20 protein-coding genes are annotated in these 17936 nt (G+C 67.7%); 5 read left to right on the forward strand and 15 right to left on the reverse strand.

Annotation, left to right across the window (positions count from 1 at the left end; translation table 11 throughout):
* Nucleotides 1–58 precede the first annotated feature (58 nt).
* From H536_RS0116350 to H536_RS0116365, 4 genes are all read right to left on the reverse strand, one after another.
* Nucleotides 59–1414 carry a UDP-glucose dehydrogenase family protein gene (locus tag H536_RS0116350; protein ID WP_024351500.1) on the reverse strand — a complete coding sequence of 452 codons (1356 nt, stop codon included), beginning with the start codon at nucleotides 1412–1414 and terminating at the stop codon, nucleotides 59–61.
* Nucleotides 1415–1629: 215 nt separating this feature from the next.
* Nucleotides 1630–2250 carry a response regulator FixJ gene (fixJ, locus tag H536_RS0116355; RefSeq protein WP_024351501.1) on the reverse strand — a complete coding sequence of 207 codons (621 nt, stop codon included), beginning with the start codon at nucleotides 2248–2250 and terminating at the stop codon, nucleotides 1630–1632.
* The gene (locus tag H536_RS0116360) at nucleotides 2240–4132 is read right to left on the reverse strand and encodes a PAS domain S-box protein (RefSeq protein WP_024351502.1); all 1893 of its coding nucleotides are present in this window, start codon (nucleotides 4130–4132) and stop codon (nucleotides 2240–2242) included. The genes fixJ and H536_RS0116360 overlap by 11 nt, the downstream gene beginning before the upstream one ends.
* Nucleotides 4133–4262: 130 nt before the next feature.
* Nucleotides 4263–5240 (reverse strand): 1-phosphofructokinase family hexose kinase, encoded by a 978-nt coding sequence (locus H536_RS0116365; RefSeq protein WP_024351503.1) that lies wholly within the window; start codon nucleotides 5238–5240, stop codon nucleotides 4263–4265.
* A 197-nt stretch (nucleotides 5241–5437) separates the two neighbouring features.
* On the opposite strand from H536_RS0116365, the gene H536_RS0116370 reads away from it, so the two are divergent.
* Nucleotides 5438–5839 (forward strand): response regulator transcription factor, encoded by a 402-nt coding sequence (locus H536_RS0116370; protein WP_024351504.1) that lies wholly within the window; start codon nucleotides 5438–5440, stop codon nucleotides 5837–5839.
* A gap of 35 nt (nucleotides 5840–5874) precedes the next feature.
* Here the strand turns inward: H536_RS0116370 and H536_RS0116375 are convergent, their stop codons facing one another.
* Together H536_RS0116375 and H536_RS0116380 are read right to left on the reverse strand one after the other, a co-directional pair.
* Nucleotides 5875–7230 carry an ATP-binding protein gene (locus tag H536_RS0116375; protein WP_024351505.1) on the reverse strand — a complete coding sequence of 452 codons (1356 nt, stop codon included), beginning with the start codon at nucleotides 7228–7230 and terminating at the stop codon, nucleotides 5875–5877.
* The gene (locus H536_RS0116380; RefSeq protein ID WP_009209219.1) at nucleotides 7227–7892 is read right to left on the reverse strand and encodes a response regulator transcription factor; all 666 of its coding nucleotides are present in this window, start codon (nucleotides 7890–7892) and stop codon (nucleotides 7227–7229) included. Before H536_RS0116380 ends, H536_RS0116375 begins: the two co-directional genes overlap by 4 nt.
* 130 nt (nucleotides 7893–8022) lie before the next feature.
* Between H536_RS0116380 and H536_RS22735 the strand changes: the two genes are divergently transcribed.
* The gene (locus tag H536_RS22735; protein ID WP_024351506.1) at nucleotides 8023–8742 is read left to right on the forward strand and encodes a L,D-transpeptidase; all 720 of its coding nucleotides are present in this window, start codon (nucleotides 8023–8025) and stop codon (nucleotides 8740–8742) included.
* The gene (locus tag H536_RS0116390) at nucleotides 8739–9362 is read left to right on the forward strand and encodes a DsbA family protein (RefSeq protein WP_029703437.1); all 624 of its coding nucleotides are present in this window, start codon (nucleotides 8739–8741) and stop codon (nucleotides 9360–9362) included. The genes H536_RS22735 and H536_RS0116390 overlap by 4 nt, the downstream gene beginning before the upstream one ends.
* A gap of 44 nt (nucleotides 9363–9406) precedes the next feature.
* Here H536_RS0116390 and H536_RS0116395 read toward each other — a convergent pair whose 3' ends face one another.
* From H536_RS0116395 to H536_RS0116410, 4 genes are read right to left on the reverse strand one after another with little or no spacing between them, the layout of a single operon-like run.
* Nucleotides 9407–10696, reverse strand: a complete 1290-nt coding sequence (locus H536_RS0116395; protein WP_024351508.1) for a TRAP transporter large permease — start codon at nucleotides 10694–10696, stop codon at nucleotides 9407–9409.
* 3 nt (nucleotides 10697–10699) lie between these two features.
* Nucleotides 10700–11200: a TRAP transporter small permease gene (locus tag H536_RS0116400; RefSeq protein ID WP_024351509.1), complete on the reverse strand. Its 501-nt coding sequence runs from the start codon at nucleotides 11198–11200 to the stop codon at nucleotides 10700–10702.
* Nucleotides 11197–12195 (reverse strand): TRAP transporter substrate-binding protein, encoded by a 999-nt coding sequence (locus tag H536_RS0116405; RefSeq protein ID WP_024351510.1) that lies wholly within the window; start codon nucleotides 12193–12195, stop codon nucleotides 11197–11199. The genes H536_RS0116400 and H536_RS0116405 overlap by 4 nt, the downstream gene beginning before the upstream one ends.
* 40 nt (nucleotides 12196–12235) lie before the next feature.
* Nucleotides 12236–13105 (reverse strand): isocitrate lyase/PEP mutase family protein, encoded by an 870-nt coding sequence (locus H536_RS0116410; RefSeq protein ID WP_024351511.1) that lies wholly within the window; start codon nucleotides 13103–13105, stop codon nucleotides 12236–12238.
* 90 nt (nucleotides 13106–13195) lie between these two features.
* On the opposite strand from H536_RS0116410, the gene H536_RS0116415 reads away from it, so the two are divergent.
* Nucleotides 13196–13852: a GntR family transcriptional regulator gene (locus H536_RS0116415; protein WP_024351512.1), complete on the forward strand. Its 657-nt coding sequence runs from the start codon at nucleotides 13196–13198 to the stop codon at nucleotides 13850–13852.
* 493 nt (nucleotides 13853–14345) lie between these two features.
* Nucleotides 14346–15737, forward strand: coding sequence for a site-specific integrase (locus H536_RS0116420; protein ID WP_009209212.1), 1392 nt, complete (start codon nucleotides 14346–14348; stop codon nucleotides 15735–15737).
* Here H536_RS0116420 and H536_RS0116425 read toward each other — a convergent pair.
* From H536_RS0116425 to H536_RS23370, 5 genes are all read right to left on the reverse strand, one after another.
* Nucleotides 15734–15973 carry a hypothetical protein gene (locus H536_RS0116425; RefSeq protein WP_024351513.1) on the reverse strand — a complete coding sequence of 80 codons (240 nt, stop codon included), beginning with the start codon at nucleotides 15971–15973 and terminating at the stop codon, nucleotides 15734–15736. The two genes, H536_RS0116420 and H536_RS0116425, sit on opposite strands and share 4 nt — an antisense overlap.
* Complete coding sequence (locus tag H536_RS0116430; protein WP_009209211.1) at nucleotides 15970–16782, reverse strand: metallophosphoesterase; 813 nt, start codon at nucleotides 16780–16782, stop codon at nucleotides 15970–15972. Before H536_RS0116430 ends, H536_RS0116425 begins: the two co-directional genes overlap by 4 nt.
* 2 nt (nucleotides 16783–16784) lie before the next feature.
* Nucleotides 16785–17141 (reverse strand): hypothetical protein, encoded by a 357-nt coding sequence (locus tag H536_RS23365; RefSeq protein WP_009209210.1) that lies wholly within the window; start codon nucleotides 17139–17141, stop codon nucleotides 16785–16787.
* Between the two features lie 87 nt (nucleotides 17142–17228).
* Entirely contained in the window at nucleotides 17229–17576 is a 348-nt protein-coding gene (locus H536_RS0116440; protein WP_024351514.1) for a hypothetical protein, read from the reverse strand.
* Nucleotides 17573–17929 (reverse strand): DUF6634 family protein, encoded by a 357-nt coding sequence (locus tag H536_RS23370; protein WP_051141624.1) that lies wholly within the window; start codon nucleotides 17927–17929, stop codon nucleotides 17573–17575. The genes H536_RS0116440 and H536_RS23370 overlap by 4 nt, the downstream gene beginning before the upstream one ends.
* Nucleotides 17930–17936 lie beyond the last annotated feature (7 nt).

Raw genomic sequence — 17936 nt, forward strand, 5'->3', positions numbered from 1 at the left:
GGTCCGGCCGGGTGGCGTGGTCTTGCCGAAGGGCTATCCATCGCTGCGGGGTCGCGTGTCAAACGGCGCGGGTTTCGGCGGACCGGACCGGCGCATCCGCGTCGCTCCCGCGCGGGCGTCCGACGCCGGCATAGCTGAAGCCGGCGCGGGTCACCGTCTCCTTGTTGTAGACGTTGCGCAGATCGACCATCACCGGGTGGGTCATCAGGGATTTCAGCCGCGCCAGGTCGAGCGAGCGGAACTCGTTCCATTCCGTCACGATGGCCAGCGCATCGGCGCCCTCGGCCGCCTGGTAGATCCCCTCGGCGAAGGTGACGTCGTCGAGCACCGCGCGGGCCTGCTCCATGCCGACAGGATCATAGGCCACGACCCGGGCGCCGCCGTCCTGCAGCGCCTGGATGATCGAGATCGACGGCGCGTCGCGCATGTCGTCGGTGTTCGGCTTGAAGGTCAGGCCAAGCACCGCGATCGTCTTGCCGCGCACCGATCCGCCGCAGGCCTGAACGATCTTGCGCGCCATCGAGCGCTTGCGCTGGTCGTTGATTGACACCGTCGTCTCGATCAGCCGCACCGGGCTTTCGGCATCCTGGGCGGTCTTGACCAGCGCCAGCGTGTCCTTGGGAAAGCACGATCCGCCATAGCCCGGCCCCGCATGCAGGAATTTCGAGCCGATCCGCCCGTCCATGCCGATGCCGCGCGCCACGTCCTGGACGTCGGCGTCGAGCTTTTCGCACAGATCGGCGATCTCGTTGATGAAGGTGATCTTCATGGCGAGGAAGGCATTGGCGGCATATTTCGTCAGCTCTGCCGTACGGCGCGAGGTGAAATAGACCGGCGCCGCGTTCAGCGAGAGCGGCCGGTAGACCTCCGACATCATTGCCTTCGCGGTCTCGTCCTCGGTGCCGATGACCACCCGGTCCGGCCGCTTGAAATCCTCGATGGCCGAGCCTTCGCGCAGGAATTCCGGATTGGAGACGACGGCGACGTCGGCGTCCGGGTTCACCTCGCGGATGATCCGCTCCACCTCGTCGCCGGTGCCGACCGGCACGGTGGACTTGGTGACGACGATGGTGAAGCCGGACAGCGCCCGGCCGATCTCGGCGGCCGCGCCGTAGACATAGGAGAGGTCGGCATGGCCGTCGCCGCGCCGCGAGGGCGTGCCGACGGCGATGAACACCACGTCGGAGCCCGCGACCGAAGCAGCAAGATCGCTGGAAAAGCGCAGCCGCTTCTGCACGGCGTTGCGCGCCACCAGCTCGTCCAGCCCCGGCTCGTAGATCGGCATGCGCCCGAGTTCCAGAAGTTCGAGCCGCGCCGGATCGCGGTCGACGCAGACGACCTCATGGCCGAAATCGGCAAAGCAGGCCCCCGAGACGAGGCCGACATAGCCGGCACCGATCATCGTGATACGCATGGTTCAGTCCTTTCGCGAGCGACGCTTGGCCGGCACCGGTCCGGCTGCGTCGGATGCAGCCCGGCAAGCGGGTTCTCGCCGCCCTTCATGGCGTCCAGATGAAGGGCGCGGCTGCGCTCCGCAATGGTGACGCGCCGTGCACAGATCGCGCGATGGATCGCCGTCGCCCATACCAGCCCGCCGGCGGATGGTGCGAGCGGCGCATCGGATACGCCCTACCCGTCCGTCAGCGCGCCGGCGCGCACCGCCATCCGCACCAGCTCGGACAGGCTGGAGGCTTCCATCTTGGTCATGACATTGGCCCGGTGGACCTCCACCGTGCGCGGGCTGAGCCCGAGATCGTAGGCGATGGTCTTGTTGGGATGGCCGGCGAGCAGCCCGTCCAGCACCTGCCGCTCGCGCGGCGACAGCGACTGGAGGCGTCCTTGTATCCGGGCGGTGTCGCCGTCGGGTCCCCCCTGGTGGTTGCAGCGTTCCAGCGCCGTGTGGATCGCTTCGAGCAGGATTTCGTCGTCGAAGGGCTTTTCGACCAGGTCGACGGCGCCCTCCTTCATCGCCTGCACGGCCAGCGGCACGTCGGCATGGCCGGTCATGATGACCACCGGCAGCATCACGCCCAGGCCCTTCAGCCGCCGTTGCAGCTCCAGCCCGTCGATCCCCGGCATGCGCACATCGCTGACGATGCAGCCGGGCTGCAGTCCCTCGAGCGAGGCGAGGAAGGCGGTCGCCGAATCGTAGACCCGCACCGCCAGTCCGGCCGTCGCCAGCAGGAAGGCCAGCGACTGGCGCACATCCGCATCGTCGTCGATGACGTGCACGACGGCATTATTCGCCATCCTCGACCTCCTTCATCCGGGCGCTGCGCAGGGTGAGCCGGAAGATCGTGCCGCCGTCCGGGTTCGGCTCGGCCCACAGATGCCCGCCATGGGCTTCGATGATGGTCCGCGAGATCGACAGGCCGACCCCCATTCCCTGCGCCTTGCTGGTCACGAAGGGCTGGAAGAGGTGCTCCGCCACATCCGCGGCGATCCCCGTGCCCGTGTCGGTGACGTCCACCCGTACCATCTCGTCCTCGCCGAGCGAGGTGACGACGACCAGTTCGCGGCGCGGCGTTTCCTGCATCGCCTCCACCGCATTGCGGATGAGGTTCAGGAGAACCTGCTGCACCTGCACCTTGTCGGCCAGGACCAGCGCGGCTTCGGGGGCGAAGTCGAAGGACACCCGCACGCCGGTCTCCTTCGCCCCCACCAGCGCCAGCGCGCTGGCCTCCTCGATCAGCGTCGGCAGGTTCTCGATCCGCCGCTCGCTTTCGCGCCGCGCCACGAAGTCGCGCAGCCGGCGGATGATCTGCCCGGCCCGCAGCGCCTGGTCCGCCGCGCGGTCGATGGCGTCGCGCACGGTGGGCAGGTTGTCGGCGTCGCCGCCGTCGAGCAGCCGGCGCGCGCCCTTCAGGTAGTTCGCGGCCGCCGTCAGCGGCTGGTTCAGCTCGTGCGCCAGCGTCGAGGCCATCTCGCCGAGCGCGGTATAGCGCGACATGTGGATGACCTCCGCCTGCAGCTCCTGCAGGCGCCGCTGGGTGTTCTGTCGCTCGGTCAGATCGCGCACGAAACCGGTGAACAGGCGGTTCTCGCCGCTTTGCATCTCGCCGACCGACAGTTCCATGGGAAAGGTCGAGCCATCCTTGCGGGCGCCGACGACGACTCGGCCGATGCCGATGATCCGCCGCTCCCCCGTGGCGAGGTAGCGGGCGAGATAATGGTCGTGCTGCTCGCGATAGGGCGACGGCATCAGCATGCTGATGTTGCGGCCGATGACCTCGTCGGGCCGATGGCCGAACAGCCGCTCGGCGGTGGCGCTGAAGGACTGCATGATGCCGGCCGTATCGATGACGATCATCGCGTCGGGCACGGTGTCGAGCACCAGTTGCAGGCGGGCCTCGCGCTCGGCCAGCTCGGTCAAAGCGCGGCGGGTGGTGGTGATGTCGCGCGCCACCTTCGAGGCGCCGACCAGCCGGCCGGCCGCGTCCCACACCGGCGAGACGGTCAGCGAGACGTCGATGATCTGCCCGTCGGCGCGGCGGCGCCGGGTCTCGAAATGCTCGACCCGCTCGCCGCGATGCAGCCGCTCCATGAAGACACGTTCCTCGTCCTCCTGGCCTTCGGGCAAGAGCATGGTGATCGGCTGGCCGACGATCTGCGCCGCGCTGTAGCCGAAGATCGCCTCCGCGCCGCGGTTCCAGTCGGTGACGAGGCCGTCCAGCGACTTGCCGATGATCGCCACGTCCGCCGAGGCGACGATCGCCGCGAGGCGGTTGTTGGCGTTCTCGGCCGCCTTGCGGGAGGTGATGTCGGCGAGGACGCCATGGATCGCCGAGCCTCCGCCGACCTCCTCGATGGCGCGGCCGCGCAGCCGCAGCCATTCCTCCCTGCCACTTGCCGCCATCGATCGCACGTCGATGTCGATGCCGAAGGGTACGGCAGCGCCGAACGCTTGCTCGGCAATGGCGCGGTCCTCGGGGTGGAGCCGGCCCAGAAGCGCCGTCAGCGGCTGGACATCGACGCCAGTCTTGAAGCGCTCGGCGGCAATCTGCGAGAGGCTGATGGTGCCGGCAACCGGATCGAACCGCCACGTGCCGACGCCCGCCGCCTGGAGCGCCCGCAGGGCATTCTCCGCGTTCCCGCAGGTGATCCGCGGTTCTGGCTCGATATCGGATTCCATGGACAGATCGCGGCCGGCAGGTGCTGGAGGTTGTATCCCTCGTCGATGACCGACACTTCCACCGTGCCGGCCTCGTGGTCAAGTTGCGGGATTATCCCGGCCGCTTGCAATCTGCCGCAGCCTGCACCGATCACTTCGCTGAGGGCACGCGCTGGCGCGCGTCGTCCGGCGTCTTCAGCCCCATGCGGGCGGCGAGCTCGCAGTCGATCCGCCGCACGTCCGCCTCGCGGCAGAGCTCCGTTCCCGGCGTCAGCAGCGCCGCCACGCCGGCGGCAGAAGCGAGGCAGGCGGCGTTTGCCAGCGGCTGGCCCTGCGAAAGCGCGAGAACGAAGGCGCCGACGAAGCTGTCGCCGGCGCCGACTGCGCTCTGCGGCTCCACACTGACGGGAGGGATCGTGAGCAGCCCTGACGCCGAGGCGATGACGGCGCCCTCCGCCCCGAGGGTCAGGGCGACGATCTCGGCCGCCCCGCGCCGGACCATGTCGAGCGCCACCTGTTCCTGTCCCTGCCGGTCGGCGGGCGCCACGCCCGTCAGCTCGCAGAACTCGCGCTGGTTCGGCTTGGCGAGGAAGACACCTTCCGAAAGCGCCGCCGCCAGCGCAGGACCCGACGTGTCGACCACGCAGCGGGCGCCGCGCCTCTTCGCGGCCGCCGCGATGCGCGCATAGAAATCGGTGGGCACGCCCGGCGGCAGGCTGCCACTGGCGACGACGAAGCCGCCGGGCACCAGATCGGCATCGACCGCGTCGAGACAGGCCCGCCATTCGGCTTCGCCAAGCTCGGGTCCCGGCAGGACGAGCCGGTACTGGGCGGTTGTGTCGGTTTCAGCGACGGTGATGTTCAGCCGGGTTTCGCCGGCAATGGCGATGGCCCGGGTCTCCAGCCCCTCGTCGGCGAGGCGCTCCCGATATGCCTGCCCCATGGTCCCGCCGGCGGTGAGAATCGCGCGGGACCCGCCGCCCAGCGCGCCGATCACCCGGGCGACATTGACCCCGCCGCCGCCCGGATCGAGGCGGGCAGGCCCGCAGCGCAGCTTGGCCTCGGGCAGCAGCCGGTCGACCGAGGTCGTCAGGTCGAGAGCGGGGTTCATGGTCAGGGTGACGATCACGGCAGCGCCCTCTTTTCGCATGCACGAGCTGTAGCGGCCCGCCGTATCCGTGCCTTGCGGTCGATCAAGCGAGACCCGGCACCGCCGGCCTCGTCGCCCTCTTGCGCGAGATCAAGGCATGCGTGCCGACCGTTTGCCTAATGGACCAATTGGGCGCGGCAGGGGCGGTTGCCGACGATGGTGCCGGAGCAGCTCGCATGAGGAAAGAAAAGCGGTTGATCCTTCTGGTCGACGACGATCTGGCGGTGCGTGAATCCCTCAAATTCGCGCTGGAACTGGACGATCTCTCCGTGAGCCTCTGCGGCACCGGCGAGGAGCTCTTGCTGCACGACGATCTCGGCGCAGCCTGCTGCCTCGTCCTCGACTACCAGATGCCCGGCATGGACGGCCTCGACGTGCTCGACGCCCTGCGGGCGAAAGGGCTGACGCTGCCCATCATCCTGATCACCGGCCACGCCACCGAAACCCTGCGCCGCCGCGCCCGGAAGGCCGGCGTCATGCAGCTTCTGGAAAAGCCGCTCGTCGACAGTGCCCTCCTCGACAGCATTCGCCATGCCATCCGCCTCGGCCGCAACCAGGGCGCCGCCCGGCCCCACTGATCGCACCGAGCCCTGCCCCGCGCGACCGATCGCAATCAGGCGGCCAGACCCGGAACGCCGAGCGTGGCGCGCAGGCCTCCTTCGTCGCGATTGGCCAGCGACAGCGTACCGCCGAGCCGCTCGGCACATTGCGCGACGATGCTGAGCCCCAGTCCCGATCCGACTGCGACGCGGTTCCGGCCACGAAAGAAGCGTTCGGTCGCGCGGGCGAGTTCGTCTTCCGGCAGGCCGGGCCCCTCGTCCTCGACAAGGATCGCCTCGCCCCTGCGGGCGATGCGGACCGTCCCTCCCTCGGGCGAATGGTTGACCGCGTTCTCCACCAGATTGCGCAGGGCCAGCGCCAGCAAGGTCGGATTCGCGGATATCTGAATGTCCGAGAGCGAGGCATCGAGATCGAGCCGCCCGCCCTTCGCCGTCAGCCGTGCCGCCTGATCGGTCAGGAGATCGGCGAGCATGTCGCGCAGCTCCACCGGCGTTGGCGCACCGTCGACATCGACGCATTCGGCCTCGGCGCTTGCCAGAAGCTGCTGCACCAGCCGCGACGTCCGGTCGACGGCGGTGGTGATCTGCGTCAGCGCAACGTCGCGCACCGCCGCATCCGGGCTGCGCGTGGCGATCTCGGCCTGGGTCTTCAGCCCGGCCAGAGGCGTGCGCAATTCGTGGGCGGCATAGGCGAGGAACTGCCGCTCGCTCCGACGGGCCCGGCCCACCCGGTCGAACAGCCCGTTGAGCGCCGCCACCATCGGGCGGATCTCCGTGACGCTTCCCTCCGCCGGCAGCGGATGCAGCTCGTCGGCGCTGCGCCCGGCCAGCGTGCCGGCCAGTTCGTCGAGCGGGCGCATGCCGCGCTGCACGGCGAACCAGATGATCAGCGCCAGAGCCGGCGCAATCAGGATCATCGGCAGGAGCAGGCCCGTCACCATGTCGCGCACCAGCCGCGCCCGCACTTCCAGACTGTCGCCGACCAGCACCTCCACGCCGGTCTCGGCGCTGCGCACGGCAAACACCCGCCAGGTCTCGCCGTCGATCTGCCGCTCCGCGAAGCCCGATCCATGGTCCGACAGGCGCTGCTGCGGGGCGCCGTCCGACCGGCCGAGCAGCGAGCCGGACAGCGACCAGATCTGGCAGGACAGCTGTCGTTCGTAGCTCTGGCCGGCCTGGGTGAAGGCGGGCAGGTCCGAGGTGCCCAACTCGGCCGCGGCTGCCAGATCGATCTGCCGGCTGCCGACCAGCGAGGACACCATGCGCGCCGCCTCCATCAGCCGGGCGTCGAGCACCTCTTCCACCTCCGCCCGCGTGCTGGCGTAGATCCAGGCCGTCGCCGACAGCCAGATGAAGCCGGTGGAGACCAGAAGCAGGACGAACAGCCGGCCCTTCAGCGACGCTCTCATGAATCGGCCCTGCGCAGCCGGTAGCCGACCCCGCGCAGCGTCTCGATGAAGCGGCTGCCGAACTTGGCGCGCAGCTTGTGGACATGCACCTCGACGGCGTTGCTCTCGACGCCCTCGTCGAAGCCGTAGAGCTTGTCCTCGAGCTGGCTGCGCGACAGGATCGCGCCGGGATGCTGGATCAGCGCGTGGAGGACGGCGAATTCGCGCCGCGACAGGCGGATGTCCACACCGTCCTGCGTCGCCACCATGGCGGCCGGATCGACCCGCACCCCCTCCCATTCGAGGAAGGGCTCGGCGCGTGTGGTCCCCCGGCGGATCAGCGCCCGCAGCCGCGCCGCCACCTCGTCCAGTGCGAAGGGTTTGCCCAGATGATCGTCGGCGCCGCCGTCGAGACCGCGGATCCGGTCCGGCAGCGCATCGAGCGCGGTCAGGAGCAGCACCGGCGTGGTGTCGCCGCGCTGGCGCATGGCCGCGAGAATGTCATGGCCCGACCCGTCCGGCAGCATCACGTCGAGCACGACGGCGTCGAAGCCTCCGACGGCCAGTGCCGCCTCCGCATCGCGGCAGCAATCGGTGAGGTCGGAGGTGAATCCGCTCATGCCCAGTCCGACCTTCAGGCCGTTCCCCAGGATCTCGTCGTCCTCGACGATCAGAATGCGCATGCCTGCTCCGTTGCGGTTCTGCCACGGCGGCGATCCTGCCGATCCAGCTTAAGGCTGCCTTAAGCTTGGCGACCGACCACCCGGTCTGACGAGGCGCCCTACGCCTTACAGCATTTCAGGAACAGACCGCATGATCCAAACCGTCCCCCGCGCCGTCGCGATCACCCTCCTCGGACTGGCGCTGGGCGCCTGCTCCACCAGCGGCGAACCCACCCGGCAGCTCGCCTACGCCCAGCCCAAGCCGCCGGTCGATCCGCGCGTTGCCGAGATGTATGGGCCGGTGCTGGACGATGGCTGGCAGATTCCCGCCGTCGCCCCCACCGCGATGGAGTCCCGCAACATCCGCCAGATCGTCGATTACGATACCAGCGAGCCGGCGGGCACGGTCGTCGTCGATCCGTATCAGCGCTTCCTCTATCTCGTCATGGAGAACGGCAAGGCAATGCGCTACGGCGTCGGTGTCGGCAAGGCCGGGCTGGAATTTACCGGCGAGGCGCTGATCCAGCGCAAGGCGGCCTGGCCGCGCTGGACCCCGACCCAGGACATGATCAAGCGCGAGCCGGAGAAATACGGCGGCGAGCTGCGCAACGGCATGAAGGGCGGCATCGAGAACCCGCTTGGCGCCCGGGCGCTCTATCTATTCAAGGACGGCCGCGACACGCTCTACCGCATCCACGGCACCAACCAGGAATGGTCGATCGGCAAGGCCGTGTCGTCGGGCTGCATCCGCATGCTCAACCAGGACGTCATCGACCTGAACCGGCGCGTGCCGCCCAAGACCCGCGTCGTGGTGCTCGGCCCCGAGTCCGCACCGCAGGTCGCCGACACCGACAGGGACCCTGCCGCATGACCCGCCCCAGCCTCGACCGCCGCCACCTGATGGCAGCGCTCCTCGCCACCGGCACGGTCTCGCTGCTGCCGCGCGCAGCGAACGCGGCGCCGACCGACCCGATGTCGCCGGAGGCGGTGCTGTTCGACCCTCAGATCCCGGTCCTCGGCAATCCGAAGGGCGACGTGACCATCGCCGAATTCTTCGACTACCAGTGCCCCTACTGCAAGAAGGCGCATCCCGACGTCGCCCGCCTCGTGCGCGAGGACGGCAACATTCGCCACGTCATGAAGGACTGGCCGGTCTTCGGCCCGGCCTCGGTACTGGCCGCCCGGCTGACCCTGGCTGCCGGCAAGCACTACGCCAAGGCACAGGCCGCGCTGATGGCGACGCCCGGCCATCTGACGCCCGACCAGGTCGAGGACATCCTCGCCCGGGCAGGCTTCGACGTGGCGGCCTTGAAGCGGGCCTATGAGGCCGATCGGGCACGCATCGAGGGCATCCTCCAGCGCAACAACCAGCAGGCCGAGGGGTTCGGGCTGATGGGCACCCCGGCCTATCTGGTCGGCACGGTGCTCTTCCCCGGCGTCGTCGCCCCGGCCGACATGAAGCGCGCCGTCGCCACCGCCCGCACGCGCTGAGGTCCGGCAAGGCCCGGCAGGCGATCCGTCGGGCCGCCACCCGCCTAGCCCATGAGGGCCGGCAGCCAGAGCGCCAGCGAAGGCAGCGCCGCGACCAGCAGCACGACCATGAGGATGGCGCCCAGCCAAGGCAGCGCTGCGGCCGCCACCTTCTCGTAGCTGACCCCAGCCACCTTCGTCATGACGAACAGCACCATGCCGAAGGGCGGTGTCGCCTCGCCGATGACGAGGATCATGATGAACACGATGCCGAAATGGACCGGGTCGAAGCCGAAGGCGATGGCGATCGGCACGAGGATTGGCGTCAAGACGTTGATCGCCACCGACACGGCCATGAAGCAGCCGATGAACAGCAGGAAGACGATCATCATGATCATCATGAGCGTTGGGCTCTGCGTCACACCGGACAGCCAGACCGCCAGCGTGTCGGGCACCCGGGCCCGCGTGAGGATCCAGGCGAAGAGCGACGAGCAGCCGAGGATGAAGAAGATGACCGCCGTGTCGTAGGCCGTCCGCTTCAGAACGCCGATCACCGCCCTGAAATCCAGGCTCCGGTAGAGCAGCGTGGCGACGAGGAACGCCCAAAGGCCGGCCACCGCCGCCGCTTCGGTCGCGGTGAAGACGCCGGCGAAGATTCCCGACAGCAGGATCACCGGCGTCAACAGCGGTGCGAAGGCACCCAGAAACGCCTTGCCGAGCGCCCTGCCCCCCGGAAACCGGCCGGACGGCAGTCCGCGAGTGCGCGCGAAGATCGCCGCAAGGCCCATCAGGGCAAGCGCCATCAGGATGCCCGGCACGATGCCGGCCAGCAGCATGTCGCTGGCGCTGACGCCGGCCAGCACCGCGTAGAGGATGGCCGGAATGCTCGGCGGGATGATCGGGCCGATCAACGAGGAGCCGACGGTGACGCCGATCGTCGTCTTGTCGTCGTATCCGGCCTCGCGCATCGCCCGCACTTCCATGGCGCCGAGGCCCGCCGCATCGGCGACCCCCGAGCCGGACATGCCGGCAAACAGCATGCTGGCGACGATGTTGACCTGCGCGAGCCCGCCCTTGACGTGCCCCACCAGCGCATTGGCGAAGTTGAACAGCCGCGTCGTCGAACCGGAATCGTTCATCAGATGGCCGACGAAGATGAACAGCGGGATCGCCAGCAGCGGAAAGGAATCGACGCCGGCGACGAGCCGCTGCGTGACGATCGCATAGGGAATGTCGAAGAGGCCGCGGGTGACGGCGAAATAGCCGAGCCCGGCGAGCCCGAGAGCGTAGCCGGCACCGATCCCCAGAACGAGGAGCACGATGAGCACGGCCATGGAGAGGAAACCCGGAACCATCGATCAGGCCTCCCCGTCTTCGGCTTCGGCGTGGATGAGATCGGCCCGGCCGGGCGTGACGAAGTGGACCGCCGTGATGATCGCGGCCGCCGCCCCGCCGAGGAAGGGCGCGAGATAGACGGTGCCCTGGCTGACGAAGGACATGGTGGCCAGCGGATAGGGCCAGTTCGCCACCATCAGCTGGAAGGCGCCGACAGTCAGCGCGCACAGGAACACGAAGGCGGCCAGCAGCTGGAACCGGTAGAGCGTGTCGGTCAGGCGGTTTCGCCCCAGAATGCGGTCGAGCAGGTCGATGCGGATATGGCCGTGGCGCACCGTCACCAGAACCAGCCCGAGAAAAACGACATAGAGGTTGAGCAGCCGCGCCAGTTCCTCGCTGAAGACGAGGTTGATGCCGAGATAGCGGTAGGCGATCTGGGCGAGGACGGCGATGAAGAACCCCGCGAAGCAGATGGTGACGAGGGCGTCTGCCGCCCTCGTCACCAGGGTCGTGACCCGTGTCATTTGGCAGTGCCCGTCGGCTCGCCTCCAGCACCGTCGACGGCCTCGATCGCCGCGTCGTAGACGCCGGGCGCAAGGATCTTGTCGGCGGCGGCCTTGATCACCGGCAGCGCCTTCTCGCGGAACTCCGGCTTCGGCTCGACCGTCTCGACGCCGGCGGCCTCGATCAGGCCGATGATCCGCTCGTTCTCGGCCACGGCCGCGTCGCTGCCGGCCTCGGTGGCCGCATCGATCGCACTCTGCAGCGCCTCCTGCTGCGCCGCGTCGAGACCGTTCCAGAAGTCGAGATTGGCCATCACCGTGACGTAGCTCTGCTGGTGGCGCGTGGCGATGAGGTACTTCTGCACCTCGAAGATCTTCCGCCCGTAGATGTTGCTGAGCATGTTCTCCTGGGCGTCGATGACGCCGGTCTGGAGCGCCGAGAACACTTCCGGCGACGGCATCGGCGTCGTCACCGCGCCCATGCCCGACCAGATGTCGATCCACAGCGGGATTTCCGGCATCCGGATCTTGATGCCCTCAAGCTCCGGAAGGGTCGTGAAGGCGGTGTTCGAGGTGGCCCAGCGGGCGCCCTGGTAATAGGTGCCGAGGAACTTGGCGTTGCCCTTTTCCTCCAGTGCCGCCTTCATCTTGTCGCCGACCGGCCCGTCGAGGAACCGCTGGACGCTGTCATAGTCGGGCAGCAGATAGGGAACGAGCGTCGCGTCGAGCTCGGGGAAATATTCCGATGCGTGGATGACGCCCATGTGGATCTGGGTCTCGCCGATCCGCACGAGATCGATCAGCTCGTTCTCGCCCCCCAGCGTCCCGTCGAGAAAGATGTCGAGCGTCATGTCGGGGGCGGCCGTCGCGAGCTCGGCCTTCAGGGCCTCGACGACCACCTTGTTGACGCCGTTGTCCGGCACCGTCGAGGCCAGCGTCACCGTCTGTGCAGAGACGCTGCCCGAAAGCAGCATCGAGAACCCGGCCGCAAGGGCCGCAATCTTCATCATCGTCATTGTCTTTCCTCCCATTGAAACTCAGATCGCCCGCGCCTCCTCAGTCGCGGGCGTGACGTTTGTCGAACTCCCAGACCCGCTCGAAGCCGATCATCCGGTTGAACTTCTCGAAGCTGTAGAGATCGTCCTTGCCGGCCGAGGCGCCCGTCGCGACGAGGTCGCCATAGGCCCGCTCCAGGGCCTTGGCGGTGGACAGGAAACCGATGGCCGGGAAGATCGCGAGGCTGAAGCCGAGTTCGCCGAGGCGCCGGGCGTCGAGCACCGGCGTGCGGCCGCCCTCGACCATGTTGGCGACCAGCGGCTTGTGCGGGAACCGCTCGCCGATCACCCGCAGCTCGTCCTCGCTCTCCGGCGATTCGACGAACAGGATGTCGGCCCCCGCCGCGTCATAGGCGGCCATGCGGTCCAGCGCCTCGTCGAGCCCCTGATCGGAGCGAGCATCGGTGCGGGCGATGATCAGGAAGTCGTCGCTCTGGCGGGCTTCGACGGCGACACGGATCTTGTCGGCCATCTCCTGCTTGGGCACCACCGGCCGGTTGGGCGTGTGGCCGCACTTCTTGGGAAACACCTGGTCCTCGAGCTGGATCGCCGACGCCCCGGCCCGCTCGTACTCCTTCACCGTCATGTCGACGTTCAGGAGGCCGCCATAGCCGGTGTCGCCATCGGCCACGAGCGGAATGCCCGCCTCCCGCGCGGCGCGGCCCATCACGGCGACCCGGTCGACCATGTCGCGGAAGGAGGCCAGCCCGGCGTCCGGAATGCCGAGATGCGAGGCCACAGTCCCGTATCCGGTCATGTAGAGTATTCTCGCCTTGGCGCTGATCGCGAGATGGGTCGAGATCATGTCGTAGATGCCGGGGGCGACGACGCAGCCGGGCTCGGCGAGAATGGATCTGAGACTGGACGACATGGGGGGCCTGCTCCTCCTGGATACAACAGGTCGTCAAAAAGGCATATAAATCGGCTCGACGCAAATCCTTGTATACAGAAGGCGGAATTGATGGCGGAGAACGAGAGCCTCGGCGCGGCCGACGAAGCCTACCGGTTCATCCGGGATGGTATTGTTTCCAATCGCTTCCCGGAGGGATCTCGCCTGGCGGAGGAGGAACTGGCGCGCCTGTCGGGCCTCAGCCGGACGCCGGTCCGCGAGGCCATCCGGCGGCTCGCCGCGGAAGGCTTCGCCGTCACCAAGGCGCGGTCCAGCGCCACGGTCGCGTCCTGGGACGGCGACAAGGTCGCCGGCCTGTTCGGCACAAGGGCAGTTCTGGAGAGCTATGGCTGCGCGCTGGCGGTCCGGCGGGCCACGGCGTCGGACGTCCGCGGCCTCGAAGCGATGTGCGCCGCCATGGAGGAACTGCTCGCAGGCAGCGAAAGCGATTTCCTGCAGACGTTCTCACAGGCCAATACCGCCTTCCACGTCCGCCTGCTGGAACTGTCGGGGAACGAACACCTGCTGAGCGTCGCCGCGCCGATGATCGATCTGGCGCTGATCATGCGGACCTACCGCAAGTTCTCGCCGGATCAGATCCGGCGCAGCTGCAGCGACCACCGCGAGATCGTCGCCGCCCTCTCCCTCGGCGACGCCCAATGGGCCGAGGCGATCATGAAGGCGCATATCCTGTCGTCGGTGGTCATCGCGACGTCACCGGCGCGGTGACGCCGATCGCGGCGAAGCGGAAGCGCCATACGCGGCCTGACCGTCGACGCTGCTGCGTCTCACACCGGCAGATCCGCCAAAGGCTGCGAACCGGTGCCGATTGCAGCGCAGGACACCCGGTAGCGGCTTGAACCATGCGCAGTCAGCGACGGAGATCGCGCGCGGACGACCTTCGTCGCGCACATGCCGACGACCGCTCCCCGGAGGGGTCCAGAAGGTTGCCGATGACCTAGGAAGATGTTTGGAAAGAAGATTTGGTGGGTGATGTAGGGTTCGAACCTACGACCCGCTGATTAAGAGATAGCTGGTAAGGGGCGTCAGGAGGCTCAGACCCTACCTCCGCATCGTGATATAGCCCCTAAACTACCGCGTGTTCAGCAATTTTCTCAACCCCGCCTGCAACGGTAAACTTTCTTGGCCGTGACCTCGGCGTGACCTTTGGAGCCCATGGTGCTAACCGTCAGGTCACGCCTCCCTTTCACAGGTCACGCCTATGCCAACTGAAATCCTCGACGGGAACACCATCAGGAAGGCCGCTCGCATCGCCAGTGACGGCGACAGCGAGATCTACCGGGACGCGACAATGCCCGGTCTCGCGATCCGCGTGCAGTCAGGAGCCGCCGCTTGGTACCTGATCACGCGGGTGAAAAAGATTGCCATCGGCCCGCTGTCGGCGTTCGACGCCGCGGACATCCCGGAGCTGCGCAATCTGGTCGCTCGCGCTCGTGGCATGCTCACCGAGGGCAACGACCCATCAGCAATGCTCAAGGCGTCCGTCGCCCACCGCTCCGTCGACGCCTCGACAGCCCAGGCGGCGGCGGCGGCGGGAACCGTCATGAGGTGGGAAGGCATGCGCGACGCCTACCTCGCCTGGTGCAAGGGCCACCGTTCGCCAGACACACATCGAGGCTACCGCTCCGCCCTCGGTGCGGTCCCGGGCTCGCCACTTGAGGCGGACTTCAAGTCGATCGCCGGGCGCCCAGTGACGCTGATCACCACGCACGACCTCAGGCTCGTCCGGAACTCCGTCCTCGGACGCGGCAACGTGGACGGGAAGCAGGTGTCGAACTCGAACCAGGCGCGGTTATCGGTCGCAGCTATGAAGGCGGTGTTCGGCTGGGCCGTCGAGAACTCTGAAGTCAGTGGCCTGACCGCGAATGTCGCTACCGAGCTGAAGCGCGCTCCGACGTCGTCCGTCAGCGCATACGAAGAGCACGAAGAGAGCGAGGCTCCACGGGCGCTGACACTGGAGGAACTCGGCATGATCGTCATCGGGCTGGAGGCGGCGAAGAATCATGCCGCGAGGCTAGCCATCTTGCTACAGATGATGACCGGGCAGCGCCGGATGACCGTTGTCCGCGCGCGTCGGCGGGCCTTCGTGGAGCACCCCAAGTACGGCATGGTCTGGAAGATCGGGCCGGACAAGAGCGGTAAATTTCGCGTCTTGCCGCTGCCCGATCTCGCCGCCAGCGCGGTTCGCGCCGCGCAGGCGTATGGTCGGACCGGTAATGCCTGGCTTTTCCCTCAACAGCGTCTGCGCCGTAAGACGGACCCCGGGACCGGCCACATGTCCGAGCGCATGCTCAACGAAGTTTTGGAGGAGCTGCGCGCGCCTGGCGGTCCTCTGGCGTCCGCGCCATGGGCAGCCACCCATGACCTCCGTCGCGCGTTCGTCACGCACATGCGCCCCCGGGTGACGACTCTCGGACTGACGAAAGAGGCGGTGCCGATGATCACGAGAGCCGATGAAGGGCGGTATGGCCTTGATGAGACGGTATACGACCAGGATCCCGCCCTGCCCGACAAGTCGCTGATGCTGGAGGAGTGGGATCGCCTGATCAAAGAGGGCTGCGCCCAAGCCGAAGCCCGGCTCCAGCGGCCCTAGTGCCTCGTCTCGCCAAAGCCGTCGATCATCGCAAGCGCTTCCTCCACCGACATTGCCGGCCCCCGGCGCGCCTCGTCGACGGCGGCGGTGATCCGGTCCGCCAGCTCACCGACGGACGTCCAGCCCTCGATGTCCCGCTGCCTCTGCGCCCGGCTCTCCTCGATCAGCCGACGCGCCCGCTCTCTGGCATCATCGAGCAAAGCCTGCTTCGAAGTACAGGAAACCCGGCGGGTCATCGGGATCCTCCCCCCGAGCGACGATCCAACTCGACGACGAGTCCGGGATCCCAGTCGGACCTCTCGTGCGAGTAGCCCCCAGGATTGCAGACGACCCGGGTGTCGGACACCCGATAATCGTGCGACGAGTGTACGTGACCGTGCACCCACAGGTCGGGCCGACCGGTCTCGATGACCGGGGTTAGATCCGAAACGAAAGCCGGATTCAGTAGGCTCTCATGGTACTCAGGCGACACGCTGCGCGGATGCGGCGCGTGGTGCGTCACGACGACCGTAGGTCCTTCAAATAGCGTCGCAAGCGCCTCTTCAATATACGTCCTGCTCCGCTGGTGCATCGCTCGCGCGTCGTTCGGCGTCCAACGGCGGACCAGGCCTCCCCCGTCACCGACGCGTACGGCGTAATGATCCGCAAGCAGCCGCTCAGCGATGTCCATCGAATGTCCGATCTCCAGATCCGCCTCGCGGTCGACCTTGCCCGCCGCGTACAGCGCGTAATCGGTCCAGAGGGTCGCCCCTACGAAGCGCACGCCGTCGAGGACAACGCTGCTGTCGTCGAGCAAATGCACGCCATCGACGGGATGAGCGTGCGCCATCGCGCGGCCGTGCGCGACCGAGTCCCCGTAGAACTCGTGATTCCCCGCGACGAAGATGACGGGCATATGGTACCCGATGCACTGGCTCAGCCAGCGCATCGAACCGAGCACCGGGTCGGTCACGTCGCCGGCGCAGACGCAGACGTCTGCCTCCGGGATCTCGAGTTCCATGCCGTCGGCGCCGATATGAAGGTCGGACAGGATCCAGATACGCATCGTCAGACCTCCGCGTGTTCGTCGCAGCGCACGGCGATCCAGCCGCCCGTGCGCTTGCGCCCGGGAGCTCCGCAGACCTCGCACGTCCGCTGCGCCTCCTCGTCGGCGGCGTCGACCATCATCTCGATGTCCTCGCCGCCGTTGTGGTAACAGCGAAGTCCGCCAAATTTTTCCTTGATCTGCGTAATCCGGAAAGACTGACGATCCTCCGGTGCGAGCGCGGGGTCGATGCGCTCGAGCAGGCGCGCGACCAGCGGCACCCAGCCCGGCGGCGGCGAGACATCAAATGCCTGCTGGAGCATCTCAGGGAACCGCTCGCGCAGGCCCGCCGGATCATAGGTATGGATATTATCGGACATCAGGATGTCTCCTTTTCACAGGGTGTCGATGCACCCGGAGAGAGACCGGATGCCGTCAGCGTGTGCGTGTGCGTGGTCGTATGTCGATCATCGGGGCAATTCCGTTGTTCTGGCCCGGGATTCGTCCGGGGCGCCGAGGCGGAACCAGCCCTGCTCAGTCAGGACAGCCGACAGGTCGGCAGCATTGAGGATGACGCGACCGGCGCGGCCTGCGACGAGGGTAGGCTTTCCTGCCGGCTTCCATGCGCCGACGAGTTCGTTACCCACCAGCGCCTCGAAGCCCCATCCCTCGATTACCGGGGAACTCGCGAGCGCGATGTCGGAGGGACGCCCGAACTCCGCGATCTCTCGGACCCCTCGGGCGACAAGCTCGTAGCGTTCCGCATCCCGGATGAGCAGCTCCCGCTGTTCGGGGCTGATGTCAAATGGCTTCATTCGGGGCCTCCGTCGACGATTTGGGCCCCGAGCGCGTCGGCCACCTGTTGGAGGTGCGTACCCAGACGGTACCAGCGCGATTGGGTGCGCCCGACGCCCGCCCGGACGGAGAGCGCCAGAAGCGGCGAAGTCCGCGTCCATCCGGCGCCGAGGACCGGATGCGACGCGACCTCCCCCTCAAGAATGATCACTCCGCGGCTGCCGAACCGCCAAAGGTCGATGAGCGGTGTACCCTTCTCCTCCAGAAAATTAGGTGACGGCCATCCGTGAAGGAGGGTGTCCCGCAGGTCGGCGCAGAGACTCTCGTAACGCGCGAGCGTGTGCTCGATGTGAGCGCGCTCGCGGTCCGTCATGGGCGTC

The sequence above is a fragment of the Aurantimonas coralicida DSM 14790 genome (genome assembly GCF_000421645.1).
Taxonomy (GTDB): Bacteria; Pseudomonadota; Alphaproteobacteria; order Rhizobiales; family Rhizobiaceae; genus Aurantimonas; species Aurantimonas coralicida.